At 56.6% G+C, this 17,978-nt stretch carries 17 protein-coding genes; 3 read left to right on the forward strand and 14 right to left on the reverse strand.

Features of this window, described 5'->3' with window-relative positions; translation table 11 throughout:
* Window positions 1-329: 329 nt before the first annotated feature.
* The 4 genes from GSF01_RS26050 to GSF01_RS26065 all read right to left on the reverse strand — a co-directional run bounded on the left by GSF01_RS26050 (window position 330) and on the right by GSF01_RS26065 (window position 3,833).
* The gene (locus GSF01_RS26050; protein WP_090810048.1) at window positions 330-620 is read right to left on the reverse strand and encodes an EamA family transporter; all 291 of its coding nucleotides are present in this window, start codon (window positions 618-620) and stop codon (window positions 330-332) included.
* Between the two features lie 363 nt (window positions 621-983).
* Complete coding sequence (locus GSF01_RS26055) at window positions 984-2,003, reverse strand: transposase (RefSeq protein WP_235941745.1); 1,020 nt, start codon at window positions 2,001-2,003, stop codon at window positions 984-986.
* A 98-nt stretch (window positions 2,004-2,101) separates the two neighbouring features.
* Window positions 2,102-2,452, reverse strand: a complete 351-nt coding sequence (locus GSF01_RS26060) for a hypothetical protein (protein WP_159888190.1) — start codon at window positions 2,450-2,452, stop codon at window positions 2,102-2,104.
* A gap of 379 nt (window positions 2,453-2,831) precedes the next feature.
* Entirely contained in the window at window positions 2,832-3,833 is a 1,002-nt protein-coding gene (locus tag GSF01_RS26065; RefSeq protein WP_159888191.1) for an ABC transporter substrate-binding protein, read from the reverse strand.
* A gap of 248 nt (window positions 3,834-4,081) precedes the next feature.
* Here GSF01_RS26065 and GSF01_RS26070 point away from each other — a divergent pair, with 248 nt between their 5' ends.
* Genes GSF01_RS26070 through GSF01_RS26080 form a run of 3 tightly spaced genes read left to right on the forward strand, consistent with a single transcriptional unit; the run spans window position 4,082 to window position 7,021 of the window.
* Complete coding sequence (locus tag GSF01_RS26070) at window positions 4,082-5,092, forward strand: FecCD family ABC transporter permease (protein WP_159888192.1); 1,011 nt, start codon at window positions 4,082-4,084, stop codon at window positions 5,090-5,092.
* Window positions 5,089-6,138, forward strand: a complete 1,050-nt coding sequence (locus GSF01_RS26075; protein ID WP_159888193.1) for a FecCD family ABC transporter permease — start codon at window positions 5,089-5,091, stop codon at window positions 6,136-6,138. Before GSF01_RS26070 ends, GSF01_RS26075 begins: the two co-directional genes overlap by 4 nt.
* Window positions 6,139-6,181: 43 nt before the next feature.
* Window positions 6,182-7,021: an ABC transporter ATP-binding protein gene (locus GSF01_RS26080; RefSeq protein ID WP_159888194.1), complete on the forward strand. Its 840-nt coding sequence runs from the start codon at window positions 6,182-6,184 to the stop codon at window positions 7,019-7,021.
* Window positions 7,022-7,099: 78 nt separating this feature from the next.
* Here the strand turns inward: GSF01_RS26080 and purD are convergent, their stop codons facing one another.
* From purD to GSF01_RS26130, 10 genes are all read right to left on the reverse strand, one after another.
* Window positions 7,100-8,362: a phosphoribosylamine--glycine ligase gene (gene purD, locus GSF01_RS26085; protein ID WP_159888216.1), complete on the reverse strand. Its 1,263-nt coding sequence runs from the start codon at window positions 8,360-8,362 to the stop codon at window positions 7,100-7,102.
* Between the two features lie 96 nt (window positions 8,363-8,458).
* The gene (locus GSF01_RS26090; protein WP_159888195.1) at window positions 8,459-9,190 is read right to left on the reverse strand and encodes an IMP cyclohydrolase; all 732 of its coding nucleotides are present in this window, start codon (window positions 9,188-9,190) and stop codon (window positions 8,459-8,461) included.
* Between the two features lie 34 nt (window positions 9,191-9,224).
* Window positions 9,225-10,412 carry a phosphoribosylaminoimidazolecarboxamide formyltransferase gene (locus tag GSF01_RS26095; RefSeq protein WP_159888196.1) on the reverse strand — a complete coding sequence of 396 codons (1,188 nt, stop codon included), beginning with the start codon at window positions 10,410-10,412 and terminating at the stop codon, window positions 9,225-9,227.
* Window positions 10,409-11,050: a phosphoribosylglycinamide formyltransferase gene (gene purN, locus GSF01_RS26100; protein WP_159888197.1), complete on the reverse strand. Its 642-nt coding sequence runs from the start codon at window positions 11,048-11,050 to the stop codon at window positions 10,409-10,411. Before purN ends, GSF01_RS26095 begins: the two co-directional genes overlap by 4 nt.
* Entirely contained in the window at window positions 11,047-12,087 is a 1,041-nt protein-coding gene (purM, locus tag GSF01_RS26105) for a phosphoribosylformylglycinamidine cyclo-ligase (protein ID WP_159888198.1), read from the reverse strand. Before purM ends, purN begins: the two co-directional genes overlap by 4 nt.
* A 147-nt stretch (window positions 12,088-12,234) precedes the next feature.
* Window positions 12,235-13,854 (reverse strand): amidophosphoribosyltransferase, encoded by a 1,620-nt coding sequence (gene purF / locus GSF01_RS26110; protein WP_159888199.1) that lies wholly within the window; start codon window positions 13,852-13,854, stop codon window positions 12,235-12,237.
* Window positions 13,839-16,082, reverse strand: coding sequence for a phosphoribosylformylglycinamidine synthase subunit PurL (gene purL / locus GSF01_RS26115; RefSeq protein ID WP_159888200.1), 2,244 nt, complete (start codon window positions 16,080-16,082; stop codon window positions 13,839-13,841). Before purL ends, purF begins: the two co-directional genes overlap by 16 nt.
* Window positions 16,060-16,755, reverse strand: a complete 696-nt coding sequence (purQ, locus tag GSF01_RS26120; protein ID WP_159888201.1) for a phosphoribosylformylglycinamidine synthase subunit PurQ — start codon at window positions 16,753-16,755, stop codon at window positions 16,060-16,062. The genes purL and purQ overlap by 23 nt, the downstream gene beginning before the upstream one ends.
* A gap of 21 nt (window positions 16,756-16,776) precedes the next feature.
* Window positions 16,777-17,025 carry a phosphoribosylformylglycinamidine synthase subunit PurS gene (gene purS, locus GSF01_RS26125; protein ID WP_159888202.1) on the reverse strand — a complete coding sequence of 83 codons (249 nt, stop codon included), beginning with the start codon at window positions 17,023-17,025 and terminating at the stop codon, window positions 16,777-16,779.
* Between the two features lie 26 nt (window positions 17,026-17,051).
* Window positions 17,052-17,945 carry a phosphoribosylaminoimidazolesuccinocarboxamide synthase gene (locus GSF01_RS26130; RefSeq protein WP_159888203.1) on the reverse strand — a complete coding sequence of 298 codons (894 nt, stop codon included), beginning with the start codon at window positions 17,943-17,945 and terminating at the stop codon, window positions 17,052-17,054.
* Window positions 17,946-17,978 lie beyond the last annotated feature (33 nt).

The raw sequence follows: 17,978 nt of genomic DNA on the forward strand, positions 1-17,978 counted from the left end.
CACATCCAGTTTCGAATAAGTTCTAGAACACCAATAAACATAGCCCGCCCATCATACATGCCACACCTGTCCAGCGTAAAGGGCCCACTGTCTCCTTAAATAACAATCTCGCAATGATGAGGGTCCAGACATACGTTAATGCGTTGGCAGGCAGTACGACGGTTAATGGAAGAAACTTCAACAACACAATGTTCAGTAACGCACCAATTCCGTAAAATCCGAGTCCCATGAGCACATGCAGACGATTGCGACTTGTCGCATAAGCTTTCAATCCTGCCCCGCCTATTGCTCCACACAATGTCATGAGAATTAAAACGGCAACCATCCAGCTATCGATCAACACTGGTTAATGTCACCCCGATTCCAAGCAGCACAACCGCAGCCAGCTTCTGCACCGTAATTTCTTCCCCAAGCAAAAAATATCCATAGATTAAGGCAAACACGTAGCTGGCACACATCAGCGGATAAGCAACCGAGAGTTTTTCCAGAGCAAAAGCTTTGATCATCAGAATCGCTCCAAGTCCATAGCAAAGAAAACCAATGCCTAGGTAGATCCACTCCGTTAGTCCCCATTTCCAGAACAATTGACCCGTTGCTGTCAGAAAAGCAGAGACCAACATCAGCCATTTACCTGTATGTCGCGACTTTATCTCCCCCACGATAATTCCTCCATGTCCGGAACACGCTTGTTAATAAAGTACCTCAAAATATAAACACAGCCTGCGACGAGGCTAAATAGAATAAAACCAAGCAATGTCGCTAGTATGGTTTCAGTCCGAATCTCCTCAAAAGAGAATAGTAATGCTGCAAATAACAACAGATTTTTGGTCCATTGTTTAGGTCTTAACAGTCTAACTAATCCTGATACTGTACTGCCTGCTCCTGTAGCCGGTGAAGATACTGTATTAGTTCGTGATGATAACAATTGTAATAACTCCCTTCAAGAACAACTTCTGTATATATCTAATAACGTAAAGATCTAATCATATGTTGTTTGTATAATTTTGTAAATAGAGTAAATAAAACATGACATATGCACTTCGAGGTAAACACTGGTAAATATCTGGTCTAGGTGTAATCCAAAGAAGCATGAGGTAGTGCTCAGGCCAAAATAATTCAATAAGTCTTGCAAACTTCCGTACATTTGTGTCACAATCAATGGAGATTCGTCGGTTGCCCTTGTGGTTGACCGCGCGAACCTGGCAACGAGTGTGGAAGAGGCCGCGAACCATTTCGCCGTGGGTGTAGCCTCCATCATCACTCGTTTTTTCTTTGTTCAATTCAAATAGAGCAACCGCCAGAAGTGTCTCCGCTGTGAAAAGCAATTCGAAATGCGCATGGTGATGCGTCTCGGATTCGGAATGGCAGCTTTCAAAAGCCAGTTCTTGTTTAGCTGTTCGAAAAAACACCTCGATCCGCCAACGCTTCACGTAAGTTTGCAAGGCTTCTTCGGGAGCGTCAAAGCGGTTGCTAATGAGTAAATACGCTCCTCTGTAGGTAGCCGGAGCTTCGTCCTCAGACGCGTTCAAATCGCACTCTTCGTTATCTTTCAACCGCATGACAGCTACAGCAGCCACCTGGACATATCGCTGTTTCATATAGATGTCGGGAATCGCCATCGACACCAGACCCTGGGACGCACCGCGAGTTAGGGTTGTGAACACTTCACGGATCAGCATAACCGGCGTGAGGGGCACGTATCGTTCTCTACCCGTCAGTGGCTCGATCACCTTGCGGAATAAGGCCGTATTGCGCTTGGCCTTGGTCACCCAATCAAAGCCATGTACTTCCAGAAACGCGAAAAACTCTTTACATAAATACCTGCGATCCATGGCGACCCATAGCCTGCAGGCCGTGGATTCTCGCAGCATAAGAAGCATTTGTTTGGCGAAATCGATTTTCGTAAGACCTTCACCCTTGATTGCAGGTTGATGCCACACGCGATAAAACAAGGGATATTCCAGGCCACTTTTCAGCACCGCTTGAATCACAACCACATTCATCGCCCATACATAGGCTTTCTTTGAGGAATCGAACAGCCACGCCAGAAACGGAAGTTGTTTGGCGTAAGGATGAGCGAGGTGAGTGTCGTCCAGATTAATTACATCACCATCCTCAAGCCGGGTGAGTTCATCTTGCTGAAGGCGAGCGACGCGGTTCTTGCCAAAGGTCGTCCATGCATGGGGGTTCGAAAGAAACCGGCTTTATTCCTCTGCTGAACAAAAGCAGACGTCGTTGCGGTGTTAACGTCATAGCCCTGCGATTCCAAGAGTTCCTTATATAGGCTGTTGCCGCCCATTGAGATCAAGAGCTGCATAACCGTTTCAAAGGGCAGCTTCTTCTTTCGGAAAAAATCTTTTTCAGGGTTTTTGACATAAGGCGCTGGTGCGGCTGCCATTTCTCGTATGAGGGATATCAGCGTTTGTTTTAGCGATTTCGCGTACTCATTCATTGGCGAAACCTCCTCGTTTTTTCTAGGGGCCACGCTACACACTTCCACCTTCTTGTCAAGTCCTATTTTTCATTTTCGTGCAAAAAAAGAGCGGCTATCTTTCGATAACCTGCTCTTTTTCTTTATTTTGACTCTGTGCCCTAACTTAATGACATTGAGTTCCGGTTTCCTCTCTTTTGAAGTCCAACGTTCTTTCTTCCGCCGAGCGCATCACCCGCCCAATTGTCCCATAATTCGGCCACGACATCGTAGATTTCCTGCGCCCGTTCATAGCCCAGCGCATGCAGCGGCAGGCAGTCCTAGCCGCAAACGCCAAAAGACCGCCCTTCCCCTTGAGGAAGAGCGGCCTTTTATTTCCAGCCATTAATCGCTAATCGGATTAAGATTTAATCTCATAAATGGTGTAAAGCTCGTCAAGCATCAGGTTTGCCGCCTTGACGCCGCCTGCCGTATTCCAGATGACATCATTCACGCGGTGTACCTTGTTGTTCTTCACGGCGTTCAAGTTTTTCCACAGGGGATCGTTCAGCCAATCCTTCTCCTGCTGACTGCCTTTGCCGTCACCCGTTTCGTAGGTGAAATACAGAATCATATCGCCATCGGCTTCAGGCAGACGTTCCTTCGTGATCTCCTCCGCGAAAGTATCCTTGGACTTCACTTCAGGACGAGCGATGCCGATCTGCTTGAAGATAATGCCGGTAAACGTATCGGCCAAATAAATACGGGTCTTGCCTGCCATAAAGCGCACAACCGATACTTTCTGCTGCAGCTTGTCGCCTGCTTTTCCTTTGAAGTCCTCGATCCGGCTGTCAAAGGCAGCGATCACCTTCTGGCCTTCTTCTTTTTTGCCCAGCGCTTCCGCATACAGCATGTAGTTGTTCTTCCACTCGCCGCGCAGCGTCTCCGAGAACACGGTCGGCGCGATCGCCTTGAGCTGATCATACACTTTTTCCTGACGCATCTTGTTGCCGATGATCAGATCCGGCTTCAAGGCCGCGATCTGCTCCAGATTCGGCTGGCTTTCTTCCCCGAGCACCGTCACGCCTTCCATGTCGGCTTTAATATGGTCATACCATGGATTTCCCGTAAAGGACTTCACCGCGCCCACCGGCTTGACGCCCAAAGACAGCAGCGCTTCCGTACCTTCGTTCGTCAGGATCACGACGCGTTTGGGCGCGGCCGGAACTTCCGTTTCGCCCATCGCATGCTTAACGATATGAGGAGCTGCCGTGGAAGCTGGCGTTTCAGACTTGTTCCCGGCTGCCCCTCCAGATGTATCGGCCGAACCGGCCGGCTTCGATCCGCAAGCGCTGATCGCGAGAGCGAACGTAAGGATGACGGCAAGTATAGCGGTGGACTTGATATTACGAATAAAAGCCATGATGTAAGATTCCTCCAGTTTCATATCTTTTCCTTCAGCTGATAATGATAATAGTTATCACTTTGAACCCTATTTATCGTAATGGCTGTTCACGCCGCTGTCAACAAAAATCTGATAATGATTCTCACATTCATTGACTTATGATAGAGGTTCTCCTACAATAAACTAGGAACTTTAATTACGTTAACTATTGCAGTTATAAATGAAAGAACTAAGTTAATGCCATGTATAGAACAGGACGGGGCTTTATGCAGAATCTTTTACCCAACGCCGCACTTCGCTTGACCGGCCTGCTTGCGGGCCTTATTCTGCTTGCTCTGGCCATGCTCGCCAGTGTCAAGTACGGTGTCAACACCTATTCGTGGGAGCGCATCCTGTCCTCCTTCACGGCTTACACCGAGGCGAACGACCATCTGATTATCCGTACGTCACGCGTCCCTCGTACGCTCATAGCTGCCATCGTAGGCGGCAGTCTGGCCATAGCGGGCGCGCTCATGCAGGCAGTAACCCGCAACCCGCTCGCCTCCCCCAGCTTGTTCGGAGTGAATGCAGGGGCATCCTTCGCCATCGTCTGTTCGGTCGCCTTCCTGCAGATCAGCGGCTTGACCGCCTTCACCTGGGTTGCGTTCATCGGGGCGGCCGTCAGTGCAGGAGCGGTTTACTTTCTCGGCTCGATAGGCCGGGACGGTCTTACTCCGATCAAGATTACGCTAGCCGGATCAGCCCTCTCCGCCTTCTTCGCCTCCCTGACGCAAGGCATCTTGCTTGCTGACGGGAAGGCGTTCGACCAGGTGCTGTTTTGGCTGGTCGGGTCCGTGTCGGGACGTACGATGGAGATGCTGACGGCTGTGCTTCCGTACATGGCCGTTGCCTTCCTGGGAGCCTTGCTGCTGGCGCCGCATATGAATGTGCTGTCGATGGGCGATGATGTCGCCAAGGGACTTGGCCAGCGCACGGTTATCGTCAAGGCCGCAGCCGCTGTCGTCATCGTCCTGCTTGCAGGAGGCTCGGTGGCGGTAGCGGGCCCCATTCTGTTTATCGGGGTCATCATTCCGCATGTGGTCCGTTTTTTGGTCGGGATCGATCACCGGTGGGTCATTCCCTATTGCGCCGTCTTTGGAGCGCTGCTGCTCGTAGCCGCCGATGTCGGAGCGAGATTTATCGCCATGCCTACCGAGGTGCATGTCGGCGTCACGACTGTGCTGATGGGCGTGCCGTTCGTCGTTTATATCGCGCGCAAGGGAGGCCAACTCGGATGAGCAGATCTCGCTTGCCTGATATGATCATACGCAACCGCCTGTTTTCCGTTCTGATCAGCAGAAAGGCCCTCAGGGTATCCTTGCTGCTGACGGCGGCTCTCCTCGCCGCTATGATCATCTGCACGGGGTTCGGCAGCCTGTATATCTCGCCTTTGGAAGTCATCCGGTCCGTATTCGGCTATGGCTCGGATACGAACGAGATGATTATCCGCTCGCTTCGTTTGCCGCGGATTGTGATCGCGGTCCTCATCGGCGGATCGCTGGCCGTAGCCGGCGCGATTCTCCAGGGAGTCGTGCGCAATCCGCTGACTTCGCCCGATAATGTCGGTATTACCGGCGGCGGTGTGTTAGGCGCGGTATCCTTCTTCTTCTTTTTCTCCGGCAAGCTCAGCATTCATTGGCTGCCTCCGTTCGCCATCGTCGGCGCTTTGGCCGCCACCCTGTTGATCTATGCGCTGGCCTGGAAGAAGGGCGCCTCCCCGCTCAGACTCGTACTGATCGGGATATCGCTGACCGCCGCTATGAATTCCTTGTCGTACATGATGATGATTATGGGGCCGATTATTTTGGCGAATCAATCGCTTACCTTTATGACGGGGAGCATCTATGGTACCTCCTGGGAAAAAGCGGTGCAGCCTCTCCTTCCGTGGGTGGTCGTATTGCTTCCGCTGCTGCTTATCTACTCGCGCCATGTGAACGTGCAGGGGCTCGGAGACGATGTCGCCCGCAGCGTAGGAAGCGCCGTGCAGCGCCAGCGCTTCATCCTGATTCTGCTGAGCGTTGCGCTGGGAGGCGCGGCCGTCGCCTTCGGCGGCGCGATCAGCTTCATCGGATTGATGGCCCCGCATATGGGACGACGCCTGGTGGGACCGAGCTTCGGAGCGCTGCTGCCGGTGTCCGCGCTGATCGGCGCGATCCTGCTGCTGCTGGCCGATCTGGCCGGGCGCACCCTGGTGCCTCCGCTCGATATTCCCGCAGGCGTATTCACCGCTGCGGTCGGAGCGCCCCTATTCGTATACCTGCTCTATCGCAGCCGTAACCGGTAAACCCGGCTTTTACTCGAAACCACTCTTAAGGAGACGATCCCTAGTGACCGCTATACAATCCCATGACCTCTGCCTCAGCTACGGGGACACGACGATCTTCCAGGGGCTTAATCTGTCTTTGCCCAAAGGGCAGGTCACTGTGTTTATCGGGGGGAACGGCTGCGGAAAGTCTACCCTCCTGCGCTCGCTCGCCCGCCTGCTCAAGCCGCAGAAGGGCCAGGTCGTGCTGGACGGCAGCGATATCGCCACGCTCGGGACCAAGGAGGTCGCCCGCCGGATGGCCATCCTTCCTCAAGGTCCTTCCGCTCCGGAAGGACTTTCCGTGCTGCAGCTCGTCAAGCAGGGCCGATATCCTTACCAAAATTGGCTGCAGCAGTGGTCGGAGGAAGACGAGCGTGTCGTACGGCGCGCCCTAGAGCTGACTCATATGGAGGAACTCGCGGGCCGAAGCGTCGACTCCCTGTCCGGCGGTCAGCGCCAGCGCGCCTGGATCGCCATGACCCTGGCGCAGGGAACGCCGACCATCCTATTGGACGAACCGACGACCTATCTGGATCTGGCGCATCAGATCGAGGTGCTGGACCTGCTTCACGAGCTCAACGAGCAGGAGCAGCGCACCATCGTTATGGTGCTTCATGATATTAACCTGGCTTGCCGGTACGCCCACAACGTCGTCGCTATCCGGAGCAGCAAAGTATATGCCCAAGGACGGCCCACGGAGATCATCAACGAACAGCTGATCCGCGATGTATTCGATCTGGAATGCCGGCTGATCGAGGACCCGCTGTTCGGCACCCCCCTGGTCGTGCCCTTCGGCAAAGGCAAGCAGCCGCTGGCCGGAGCGCTGCAGGAGAAACAGATGGAACAGCCGGTAACCGGGTAATCACACATTATCGCACAAAAAAAGCTGCCCCGGACAAGTAACCTCTACTTGTCCGGGTACAGCTTTTTTTCGTTTTAGTTAGACAAGCGCACGCTTGGCAATATCGGTGCGCGCATGCTTGCCTTCGAAATAGATGCGGTCCGCCGCCGCATAAGCCTTCTGACGCGCCTCGGCAATATCCGCGCCGAGTCCGGTCACGCCGATCACGCGGCCTCCGCTGGTGACCAGCTTGCCGTCTCCATTCAATGCCGTCCCCGCGTGGAACACCAGGGCGTCCTCTACCCGGTCGATCCCCTCGATCGGCAAACCCTTCGGGTAGGAGGCGGGATATCCCGGCGAAGCGAGGATGACGCAAACCGCCGCCTCATCGCTCCACTCGATCTCCATTTGATCCAGCCGTCCGTTCAGACTGGCCAGGAAAATATCGAGCAGATCCGTTTTCAACCGGGGCAGCACGACCTGCGTCTCCGGATCTCCGAAGCGCGCGTTGAACTCGATCGTCTTCGGTCCGTCCGGCGTCAGCATCAGACCCGCGAACAGCACCCCGCGGAACGGACGGCCTTCGGCGACCATCGCTTTCGCCGTCGGCTTCACAATCGTCTCGATCGCCTCGTCGATGACCGCCTGCGAGATATGCGGCAGCGGCGAATAGGTGCCCATGCCACCGGTGTTCGGGCCTTGATCCCCGTCATAGACCGCCTTATGATCCTGCGCCGGCGACATCGGACGGACGACCTCGCCGTCCACGAACGCCAGAATAGACATTTCCTGACCGGTCAGGAACTCTTCGATCACAACTTGATTCCCCGACTCGCCGAATACTTTGGCTACCATAATTTCCTGCAGCGCCTTGTCAGCCTCTTCCAGCGTTTGGGCGATAATAACGCCCTTGCCTGCGGCGAGGCCATCCGCCTTGATCACATAAGGCGCACGCAGCTGATCGAGATAGGCGCGTGCCGGCTCATAGGCGTCGAAGGACTCATAGGCGGCTGTCGGTATGTTGTACTTTTTGAGCAGCTGCTTGGTGAATACCTTGCTTCCCTCGATAATCGCCGCATTTTGCCGAGGTCCGTATACGGTCAGGCCTTTGCCTTCCAGATGGTCGACAATGCCTGCAGCCAGCGGATCGTCCGGTCCGATCACAACCAGATCGATCGATTGATCCAGCGCAAACTGGGCGATCTCCGCGAATTTGTCCACAGAGATCGGCACACATTCGGCTACCGCAGCGATCCCGCCATTACCTGGCGCACAATACAGTTCACTTACTTTCGGGCTTTTCTTCAACGCCCAGCATATCGCATGCTCCCGGCCGCCGCCGCCTACTACCAACACTCGCACCTGTCCCACGCCCCCATTCGTCGTTCTGCCCTGCCGTGCGGTCACGGTCAGGTCAGTCTTCAACCGGCCAAGCCGGCCTAGGTTTCATCTATTGAATTAGTCTTTATTTCGGACCAGCAGCTCGCTTGCTCCGTCCTCGATCCGAATCGTCTTGACCAGCAGCGAGATTTTATTTTCTTCATTCAAGGCGTTCCAGTACATGTCCACGATTTCTTCCGCATTATTCGCCAGCGGAACCAATGCCGGCTCTCCCTGGAACGAAGGCAGCGGGTTGCCGTCGCCTTCATACGTATGGATGCAGTGGCCGTAGCCGGGCAGCGCCTTCTCGTACGTATAGGTGTGACGAAGCGTTTGCTCCTCCGTATTGCCTGCAGACTTCAGGATAGAGAGCTTGTAGGCGAACTGCTCGTCGTTCAGATCCACGATGCCGCTGATGCGCGGAGTAAAGTTGGGAGCATCCGGCTCATAGGTCCGCGTCGCGAGCGCCGACTCGAACGAGCCGCCTGCCAGCAAGGCCTCGTGGATGGTATCCGTTTGATCCCCGTTGGTCACGATATGAGCTCCGTTCGCATGCTTCACCGGGTAATAAATAATGAGCGATGGATCGGTCAGCTTCGCCGGGTCCTTCGCTTCCGTGCGGAGGAAGCCATTCGGCTCCTCGATAAATACGCGGTTGCGGCTGTTCTCGCTGCGTCCCATGATCCAGTATACCTGGACCAGGCGGGTACCGTCCGGCGTCAATCCGATGATGATGCCCCGTCCGGGGTATACGTTCTTCTGCAAGCCTGCTGCATAGGCTTCCGCTTGTGCGGCTCTTGTACTTGTCACGGCTTATCCATGCCTCCCGAGAATGAGTTTGATTCTAATGATGGAACAAACGGACGCCCGAGTAGGACATAACCATCCCGTAATCGTTCGCGGCTTGGACGACTTCCTCATCGCGCATGGAGCTTCCGGCTTGAACGACATATTTCACGCCGCTGCGGCTGGCGCGGTCCAGGTTGTCGCGGAACGGCAGGAAAGCATCCGAGCCATACGAGACGCCTTGAAGCCTGGAGAGCCATTCGCGCTTCTCTTCACGCGTCAGACGGGCCGGAACCTCGTCAAATGCCGCTTCCCATGCCGCTTGCTCCACGGGAGTCAGCTCTTCCTCCAGCCACAGATCGATCGCATTGTTCTGCTCTGCGCGGGAGAGGCCTTGACGGAATTTCATACTAAGCGCCGTAGGATGCTGACGAAGGAACCAGCGGTCCGCTTTGTCTCCAGCCAGACGCGTACAGTGGATACGGGACTGCTGTCCGGCTCCGATCCCGATGGTTTGACCATCCAGGGTGTAGCAGATGGAGTTGGACTGCGTATATTTGAGCGTGACCAAGGCGATCAGCATATCGCGCTTCGCGTGATCCGGCAGCTCTTTGTTCTCTGTCACGATGTGCTCCAGGGCGCTGGCGTCGATGGTGGCATCGTTGCGCTCCTGCTGCAGCTTAAGGCCAAACAAGGTACGAAGCTCGACAGGGTCCGGCACATAATCCGGATCGATCTGAATGATCAGGTATTTGCCGCCTTTCTTCGCTTTCAGAATATCCAGCGCTTCCTCCGTATACCCCGGAGCTACGACCAGGTCGGAAACCTCGCGCTTCAGCAGCTGGGCCGTGGACGCATCCACGATATCGCTCAGCGCGGCGGCATCGCCGAAGGAAGACATCCGGTCCGCGCCGCGGGCGCGCGCATAGGCGGTAGCCAGCGGAGACAGCTCCAGGCCGTCGACGAAGTAAGCCTTGGCCAGCTCAGGCGTGAGCGGAGCCGCGACGGCTGCCCCGGCCGGGCTGACATGCTTGAAGGAAGCCGCTGCCGGCAGTCCGGTAGCGCTGCGCAGCTCGCGGGCCAGCTGGAAGCCGTTCAGCGCATCCAGCAGGTTGATGAAGCCCGGATCGCCGCTTAGGATCCGGATCGGAAGCTTTCCTTCCGTGAACAATCTGGCTTGCTTCTGATGCGGGTTCATGCCGTAACGCAGTTCGAGCGAATTGCCCGTATGTTCAGTCTGGCTCATGGGTTATTCATCCTATCTATAGTAGAGTTATGATCCTTCGCAATCCGGTCCAGATCGATCGCGCCTTGCACAATGTCCTGGATCACCTGCGGATACAGGTCATGCTCAATCGGATGGATGCGCTTCTCCAGGTCTTCCTCAGTATCTCCGTTTTCGATGGCGAGCGCGCGCTGCGCCAATATGGGGCCGCTATCCAGCCCCCCGTCCACCAGATGCACCGTGACTCCGGTCACCTTCACGCCGTGCGCCAGCGCTTGACGAACCGCGTGAAGCCCCGGAAACGATGGCAGCAGCGAGGGATGAATATTGAGCATCCGCCCCCAGTAGGCCTCGACCAGCACTTCCGTCAGGATGCGCATATACCCCGCCAGCACGACAAGCTCAACCTGCTTATCCTGCAGCTGGCGGAGAATCTCCTGCTCGTAGGCCTGCCGCGACGCATACTCCTTCGGGTTGAATGTAAAGACGGGAATGCCCGCCTCCCGCGCCCGCTCCACGACCTTGGCCTGCGGCCGGTCGCAGACCAAAAGCTCGATGGTGACATCGAGCCGGCCTGCCTTCACGGCATCTGCGATCGCTTGGAAATTGCTTCCGCTCCCCGAGGCGAATACGGCGATGCGAAATGGGGCTTTTCTCATACCTCTACACCTTTAAAGGTAACGATTCTTTCGCCGGCCGTTACGCGGCCAAGCGTATAAGGCGTCTCGCCATGCTGAGCGAACAGCTCGGCGGTCCGGGCTGCATGCTCCTCGGCTACGATCACGACCATGCCGATCCCCATGTTGAACGTGCGGAACATATCATTATGGCTTATGCCGCCCTCGCGCTGCATAAGCTCGAAGATCGGCAAGATCGGCCAGGAACCGTAATCGATCTCAACGTTGACGCCTTCAGGAAGCGCACGCGGGATGTTCTCCAGGAAGCCTCCGCCTGTAATATGAGCCATTCCCTTGATCGGCACTTCCTGCAGCGCAGCCAGCACTGGCTTAACGTAGATCTTGGTCGGAGCCAGCAGCGCATGGCCCAGCTTGCCGCCCAGCTCATCGATCGTATCGTGCAGGCTGTAGCCCTTCTGCTCCAGCAGAAGCTTGCGCACGAGCGAGAAGCCGTTGCTGTGCACGCCGCTAGATGCCAGACCGAGCACAACGTCTCCCGGCTTGATCGTGCTGCCGTCGATGATTTTCTTCTTATCCACGATACCGACGGTGAAGCCCGCGATATCATACTCGCCTTCGCTGTACATACCCGGCATTTCCGCCGTTTCGCCGCCGATCAAGGCTGCACCCGCTTGCACGCAGCCATCGCTGATGCCTTTCACGATCGCTTCGATCTTCTCGGGGATGACCTTGTCGCAGGCCAGATAGTCAAGGAAGAACAAAGGCTCCGCGCCCTGTACGATAATATCGTTCACACACATGGCGACGGCGTCGATGCCGATCGTATCATGCTTATCCATCGCGAACGCAATTTTCAGCTTCGTGCCGACTCCGTCCGTACCGGATACGAGCACCGGCTCGTCGTATTTGTCCTTGTTCAAGCCAAACAGCGCGCCGAAGCCGCCAAGATCCGTCAGCACTTCTGGACGCATGGTCGTCTTGACGTGCTTCTTCATGCGTTCTACCGCTTCATTGCCGGCGGCGATGTCCACTCCGGCTTGTTTATATGCATCGGACACGTGAGATTTCCTCCTCGAATTGGGAACGAATGCGGCCGGGATAAGGGAATGGGAGCGTACGTGCTCCTTGCGCCCAGCCGTCCATCTGACCCGGGGTAATAAGCGAACGGGACTGCCCCGCGCCCGCCCGCAAAGCTGCCGCCAGCTCTAGTCGCAGCCACAGCCAAGAGCCGCTTCGTCGGGCACAGGCGTCGGGTACTTGTTATCAAAGCATGCGGTACAGAGACCGCGGTTATATTCGCCGCTTGGACGACCGATGGCTGTCAGCAGGCCTTCCTTGCTCAGGAAGTGCAGCGAGTCGGCATTGATCGCCTGCCGAATTTCTTCGACCGACTTCACGGCGGCGATCAGCTCTTCCCGGTTCGGCGTATCGATGCCGTAGAAGCATGGATTTTCGAACGTCGGGGAGCTGATGCGTACGTGTACCTCGGAGGCTCCCGCCTCGCGAAGGAGATTGACGATCCGCAAGCTTGTCGTGCCGCGCACGATCGAATCGTCGATCATGACGACTCGCTTGCCTTCGACGATGCTGCGCACCGCCGACAGCTTCATCTTCACGCCCTGCTCGCGCAGCTCCTGGCTCGGCTGGATGAACGTGCGGCCCGTATAGCGGTTTTTGATCAGGCCGAGCTCGTAAGGAATCCCCGTCTGCTCGGCATAGCCGATAGCCGCCGAGATCGAGGAATCCGGCACGCCCGTTACGATATCGGCGTCCACGAACGCTTCCATCGCGAGCTGTCGTCCCATCCGCTTGCGCGCGGAGTGAATATTCGTCGCGTCGATATCGCTATCCGGCCGGGCAAAATAAATATATTCCATCGCACAGATCGCGCGCTGCTTGATCGGCGAGAACCGGTCATGCGTCACGGCGCCTGTCTTCAGATCGAGCACCAGCATCTCGCCTGGCTCAATATCGCGCTCGTACTTGGCGCCGACGGCGTCGAACGCACAGGATTCCGAAGCGAAGAGCCGTGCCGTGCCAAGCCGTCCGGCGACAAACGGGCGCAGCCCATGAGGATCGCGCGCCACGATCAGCTTGTCGCGCGTCAGGAACATGAAAGCGAAGGCGCCTTCCACCTGCAGCAGCGCGTCCTTCACCGCCAGCACGACATCGTCATGCTTGGACCGGGCGACCAGATGCGCCACGACCTCGGTGTCGCTCGTCGTCTGGAAGATCGAGCCCTCGCGCTCCAGCCGCTTTTTGATATCCGGAGCGTTGATCAGGTTGCCGTTCGTCGCGATCGCAAGATCGCCCTCGCGATACTTGAACACGAGCGGCTGGGCATTGGCCAGCTTGCTCTCGCCGGCCGTCGAATATCGCACATGCGAGATCGAGCAGTTGCCTACCAGCGTGCTCAGCGTATCGTTGTCGAACACTTCCTTGACAAGCCCCATATCGCGGTGATAGTTGAACGTTTCGCCGTTCGTCGCACAGATGCCTGCGCTTTCTTGTCCCCGATGCTGGAGCGCATGGAGTCCATAATAACTCAGCGAGGCCGCCTCGGCATGGCCAAACACGCCAAATACTCCGCATTCCTCGCGCAGTTTATCGAACAATCCGTCGTGCGCATGCACGCCTTCATTGTAATACTCGCCCGTCCAGAGGTGCGGCGAAGCCGCACCCTCCGTCTTCCGGCGGCGGTCAGGCGCTAAGCCTGCTGCCTGACCCACTGCTTGTCCTTGCCTGCCAAACTGTACTTGCAGCTCTTGCTTAAGCTCTGGCTCTACCCCAAGTCCTTGTCCGCCGACGATCAGTTCATCAGACATGGAATCGCATCCTTCCAAACCTTTTCTAGTTGTGTGACAGATGCATCAATCGCAGATACCGCATTAACCGACACTTGCAGCTTCTCGCCGCCGACCGTACCGAGCGCTTGCACCGGCACGCCGCGGGAGGACAGGAACTGCTCCAGCTCCGCCGCTTTCTCAGGCGATGCGCTGAGCAAAATACGCGACTGGCTTTCGCTGAACAACGCGAGATCCGCACGCAGCTCGGTCTCGAAGTTCACCTTCGCGCCGATGCCGCCGCTGATGCAGCTCTCCGCCAGCGCGACAGCGAGGCCGCCGTCAGACAAGTCATGCGCCGACGCAACCAAGCCGTTCTGGATCGCCGAGAGTACGGAATCCAGCAATACCTTCTCCACATCCAGGTCGATGGCCGGAGGCCGTCCTTCCGTTACGCCATGAATGACATATTGGAATTCGCTGCCGCCAAGCTCCGCTTTCGTATCGCCCAGGAGCAGAACCACGTCGCCCTCGCGCTTGAAGCCTTGAGTCGTGATGTGGTCGAGGTCGTGCACCAGGCCGACCATGCCGACAACCGGCGTCGGGTAGATCGCGCCCTTGGCATTCTCGTTGTACAAGCTGACGTTGCCGCCGATAACCGGAGCATTCAGCTTGCGGCATGCTTCCGCCATTCCGTCGGTCGCCTTCTCCAGCTGCCAGAAAATTTCCGGCTTCTCCGGACTTCCGAAGTTCAGGTTATCCGTAATCGCAAGCGGCTCGGCGCCCGTACACACGTTGTTGCGCGCCGCTTCCGCAACCGCGATGCGGCCGCCCACTTCAGGGTCCAGGTACACGAAGCGTCCGTTGCAGTCCGTGGACATCGACAGCGCCTTGCGCGAGCCGCGGATCGTTACAACCGCCGCATCCGAGCCCGGCTGAACGGCTGTGCTCGTCCGCACCATGTAATCATATTGGTTATAAACCCATTCCTTGCTCGCTACCGTAGGGGAAGCCAGCACCTTGGACAGGGCATCGTTCAAGTCCGTCACTTCCGGGTAAGCCGACGTATCGACGGAAGCATTCGCCTCGTAATAAGCCGGAACCGCGGATGGCTTGTGGTACATTGGGCATTCGTCGACCAATGCCTTGACCGGCATGTCGGCGACCAGCTCGCCCTTGTGGTACAGCTTCAGGTTGCCATCGTCGGTTACCTTGCCGACCTTCGGACAATCCAGGCCCCAGCGCGCGAAGATCGCGCGGGCTTGCTCCTCATGCTCGGGCTTGACGACGAACAGCATGCGCTCCTGAGATTCGGAGAGCATCATCTCGTAAGGCGTCATGCCTTCCTCGCGCTGCGGCACCTCATCCAGATACAGCTCCATACCGTTGCCCGCCTTGCTCGCCATCTCGGAGCTGGAGCATGTGAGGCCGGCCGCGCCCATATCCTGGATACCGACGACGATACCGGAGTTGATCAGATCCAGACATGCTTCCAGCACCAGCTTCTCCATGAACGGATCGCCGACCTGGACCGCGGAGCGCTTGGACTCCGACTCGGCCGTCAAGTCCTCGGAAGCGAAAGTCGCGCCGTGGATGCCGTCGCGGCCGGTAGCCGGACCGACGTAGAAGACCGGATTGCCGACGCCCTTGGCGACACCCTTCTGAATCTTGTCATGGTCGATGATGCCGACGCACATCGCGTTGACGAGCGGGTTGCCCTCATAGTTCTCGTCAAACATAATCTCGCCGCCGACCGTCGGGATGCCGATGCAGTTGCCGTAGCCGGCGATACCGGAGACGACATGCTCGAACAAGTATTTAACCCGTTCATTGGTCAGGCGTCCGAAGCGCAGCGAGTTCAACACCGCTACAGGACGCGCTCCCATCGAGAAAATATCGCGGATGATGCCGCCCACGCCTGTTGCGGCGCCTTGGTAAGGCTCGACCGCCGACGGATGGTTATGGCTTTCGATCTTGAAGACGACGGCCTGGTTATCGCCGATATCGACGATCCCCGCGCCTTCGCCGGGGCCCATCAGGACGCGCGGTCCCGTGACCGGAAACTTCTTCAGCACGACCTTGGAATTTTTATAAGAGCAGTGCTCGGACCACATGACGCTGAATACGCCGATCTCGACATAATTCGGCTTGCGGCCGAGGAATCCGCAAATTAACTCATATTCGGAATCGGACACGCCAAATTGCTTGTAGATTTTCTGTTCTTCGATTTGCTGAGCCGTGGGCTCCTTAGCCGATAGCTGCTGCGCCATGCTTTTCCCTCCAAGTGCTCAAAATCGATGTAAACATCCGGCGTCCATCCGCCGAGCCCAGAATTTCGTCGATCGCACGCTCTGGATGCGGCATCATGCCGACCACGTTGCCTGCCTTGTTGCTGATGCCGGCGATATCGTCGACAGAGCCGTTCGGGTTGTTGCCCGCTTGATAACGGAATACGATCTGGTTGTTCGCTTTCAATTCAGCCAGCGTCGCGTCATCGCAGTAATAGTTGCCTTCGCCGTGCGCGATCGGAATGTCGATCAATTCGCCCTTCGCATACTCGTGCGTGAACGGGTTGTCGTTGTTCTCGACGGACAATAGCGTGTGATGACAGCGGAATTTCATCGAGTTGTTGCGCAGCAAAGCACCCGGGAGCAAGCCCGCCTCTGTCAGGATCTGGAATCCGTTGCAGATGCCCAGTACGTATTTGCCTTGGGCGGCCGCTTCCACCAGCGCATTCATCACCGGCGCAAAGCGCGCAATCGCTCCGCAGCGCAGGTAATCGCCGTAGGAAAAGCCTCCGGGAACCAGGATACAGTCATATTTCGATAAGTCGCTCTCTGTATGCCATACATAGTCTACAGGCTGTCCGATCGTGTCTTCGACGGCCTTGAAGCAGTCGATATCACAGTTGGAGCCGGGAAATACCAATACTGCGAAATTCATCGCTTTCGCTCCTCCTTTGTCTTAAGCCTCGATCAAGTCGAACCGGTAATCCTCGATCACGGTATTCGCAAGCAGCTTCTCGCACATCGCCTTCACGCGCTCTTCGGCCGCCGCGCGGTCCGTCGTGTTCAGATCGACCTCCAGATACTTGCCGATCCGCACCTTGCCGACTTCATCGAAGCCCATCGAATGGAGCGCGCCTTGAACGGCCGTCCCCTGTACATCAAGTACGCTTTGCTTAATCGTTACATACACGGTAGCTTTGAACATTAGGAATGATTCCTCCCGCAAAATGGTTAGTTGGATGTCAAACGGTTAAAAATATCGCGATAGCGGCGGCTTGTTTCTTCCACCACGTGGGCAGGCAGCGGCGCAGGCTCGCTGTTCTTATCCCAATCCGTAGAAGCTAGGTACGTGCGCACCGGCTCCTTGTCCATACTGTCGATCTCGGTATCGAGCTCGTAGTTGTTCTTATCCCAGAAGCGGGAGGAGTCCGGCGTGAAAATCTCGTCGATCAGAATGATCTCGCCATCGATCAGACCGAACTCGAACTTCGTATCGGCCTGGATGATGCCGCGTTCCTCGCACCGGGCATGCGCGAACTCATAAAGCCGAATGCTCTTCTCCCGCAGCTGCTCGGTCAGCTCGGCACCGACCAATTCCTTCATCCGCTCAAGCGAGATGTCCTCGTCGTGGCCGACGTCGTTCTTCGCCGCCGGCGTGAAGATCGGTTCGGGGAAGCGCTCGTTCTTGCGCAAGCCCCCCGGCAGCTTGTACCCGTTCACCTCGCCGGTAGCCTGATACTGCCGCCAGCCGCCGCCGGTGATATAGCCCCGTACGACACACTCGATATCGATGCGCTGCGCTTTTCGGGTCACCATGAAGCGATCTTTCATGATATCCGCATCCGTGACCAGATCCGCGATCCGCTCGATATCCGCATGCACCACATGGTTCGGCTGAATCGCCGCCGTACGCTCGAACCAGAGCTTGCTGAGTGAGTTCAGCACGTTGCCCTTGTGGGGAACCGCCGGACTGAGCACCCAATCGAATGCGGAGATGCGGTCAGTGACCGCGATCAGATAATGCTCTCCGAGATCGTACAGCTCCCGGACCTTGCCTTTATACAGCAGCGGCGCCTTGACATACTCCTGCGCACTGGAAATCGCCTTGACCTGCTTCTCTCCCATGACCTTGTGGTCCTCCTAACCTGACTCGCCGGA

The organism is Paenibacillus puerhi, assembly GCF_009846885.1.
In the GTDB taxonomy this organism is placed as follows: domain Bacteria; phylum Bacillota; class Bacilli; order Paenibacillales; family NBRC-103111; genus Paenibacillus_G; species Paenibacillus_G puerhi.

Bases quoted from the DNA above. Each gene is read 5' to 3' on its own strand.
- purF (WP_159888199.1), bottom strand. From the start codon at position 13,854: ATGTCTGATGAACTGATCGTCGGCGGACAAGGACTTGGGGTAGAGCCA.
- GSF01_RS26130 (WP_159888203.1), bottom strand. From the start codon at position 17,945: ATGGGAGAGAAGCAGGTCAAGGCGATTTCCAGTGCGCAGGAGTATGTC.
- GSF01_RS26075 (WP_159888193.1), top strand. From the start codon at position 5,089: ATGAGCAGATCTCGCTTGCCTGATATGATCATACGCAACCGCCTGTTT.
- purL (WP_159888200.1), bottom strand. From the start codon at position 16,082: ATGGCGCAGCAGCTATCGGCTAAGGAGCCCACGGCTCAGCAAATCGAA.
- purQ (WP_159888201.1), bottom strand. From the start codon at position 16,755: ATGAATTTCGCAGTATTGGTATTTCCCGGCTCCAACTGTGATATCGAC.
- GSF01_RS26060 (WP_159888190.1), bottom strand. From the start codon at position 2,452: ATGAATGAGTACGCGAAATCGCTAAAACAAACGCTGATATCCCTCATA.
- GSF01_RS26065 (WP_159888191.1), bottom strand. From the start codon at position 3,833: ATGGCTTTTATTCGTAATATCAAGTCCACCGCTATACTTGCCGTCATC.
- GSF01_RS26070 (WP_159888192.1), top strand. From the start codon at position 4,082: ATGCAGAATCTTTTACCCAACGCCGCACTTCGCTTGACCGGCCTGCTT.
- GSF01_RS26050 (WP_090810048.1), bottom strand. From the start codon at position 620: ATGTTGGTCTCTGCTTTTCTGACAGCAACGGGTCAATTGTTCTGGAAA.
- GSF01_RS26095 (WP_159888196.1), bottom strand. From the start codon at position 10,412: ATGAGCCAGACTGAACATACGGGCAATTCGCTCGAACTGCGTTACGGC.
- GSF01_RS26055 (WP_235941745.1), bottom strand. From the start codon at position 2,003: ATGAATGTGGTTGTGATTCAAGCGGTGCTGAAAAGTGGCCTGGAATAT.
- purS (WP_159888202.1), bottom strand. From the start codon at position 17,025: ATGTTCAAAGCTACCGTGTATGTAACGATTAAGCAAAGCGTACTTGAT.
- purN (WP_159888197.1), bottom strand. From the start codon at position 11,050: ATGAGAAAAGCCCCATTTCGCATCGCCGTATTCGCCTCGGGGAGCGGA.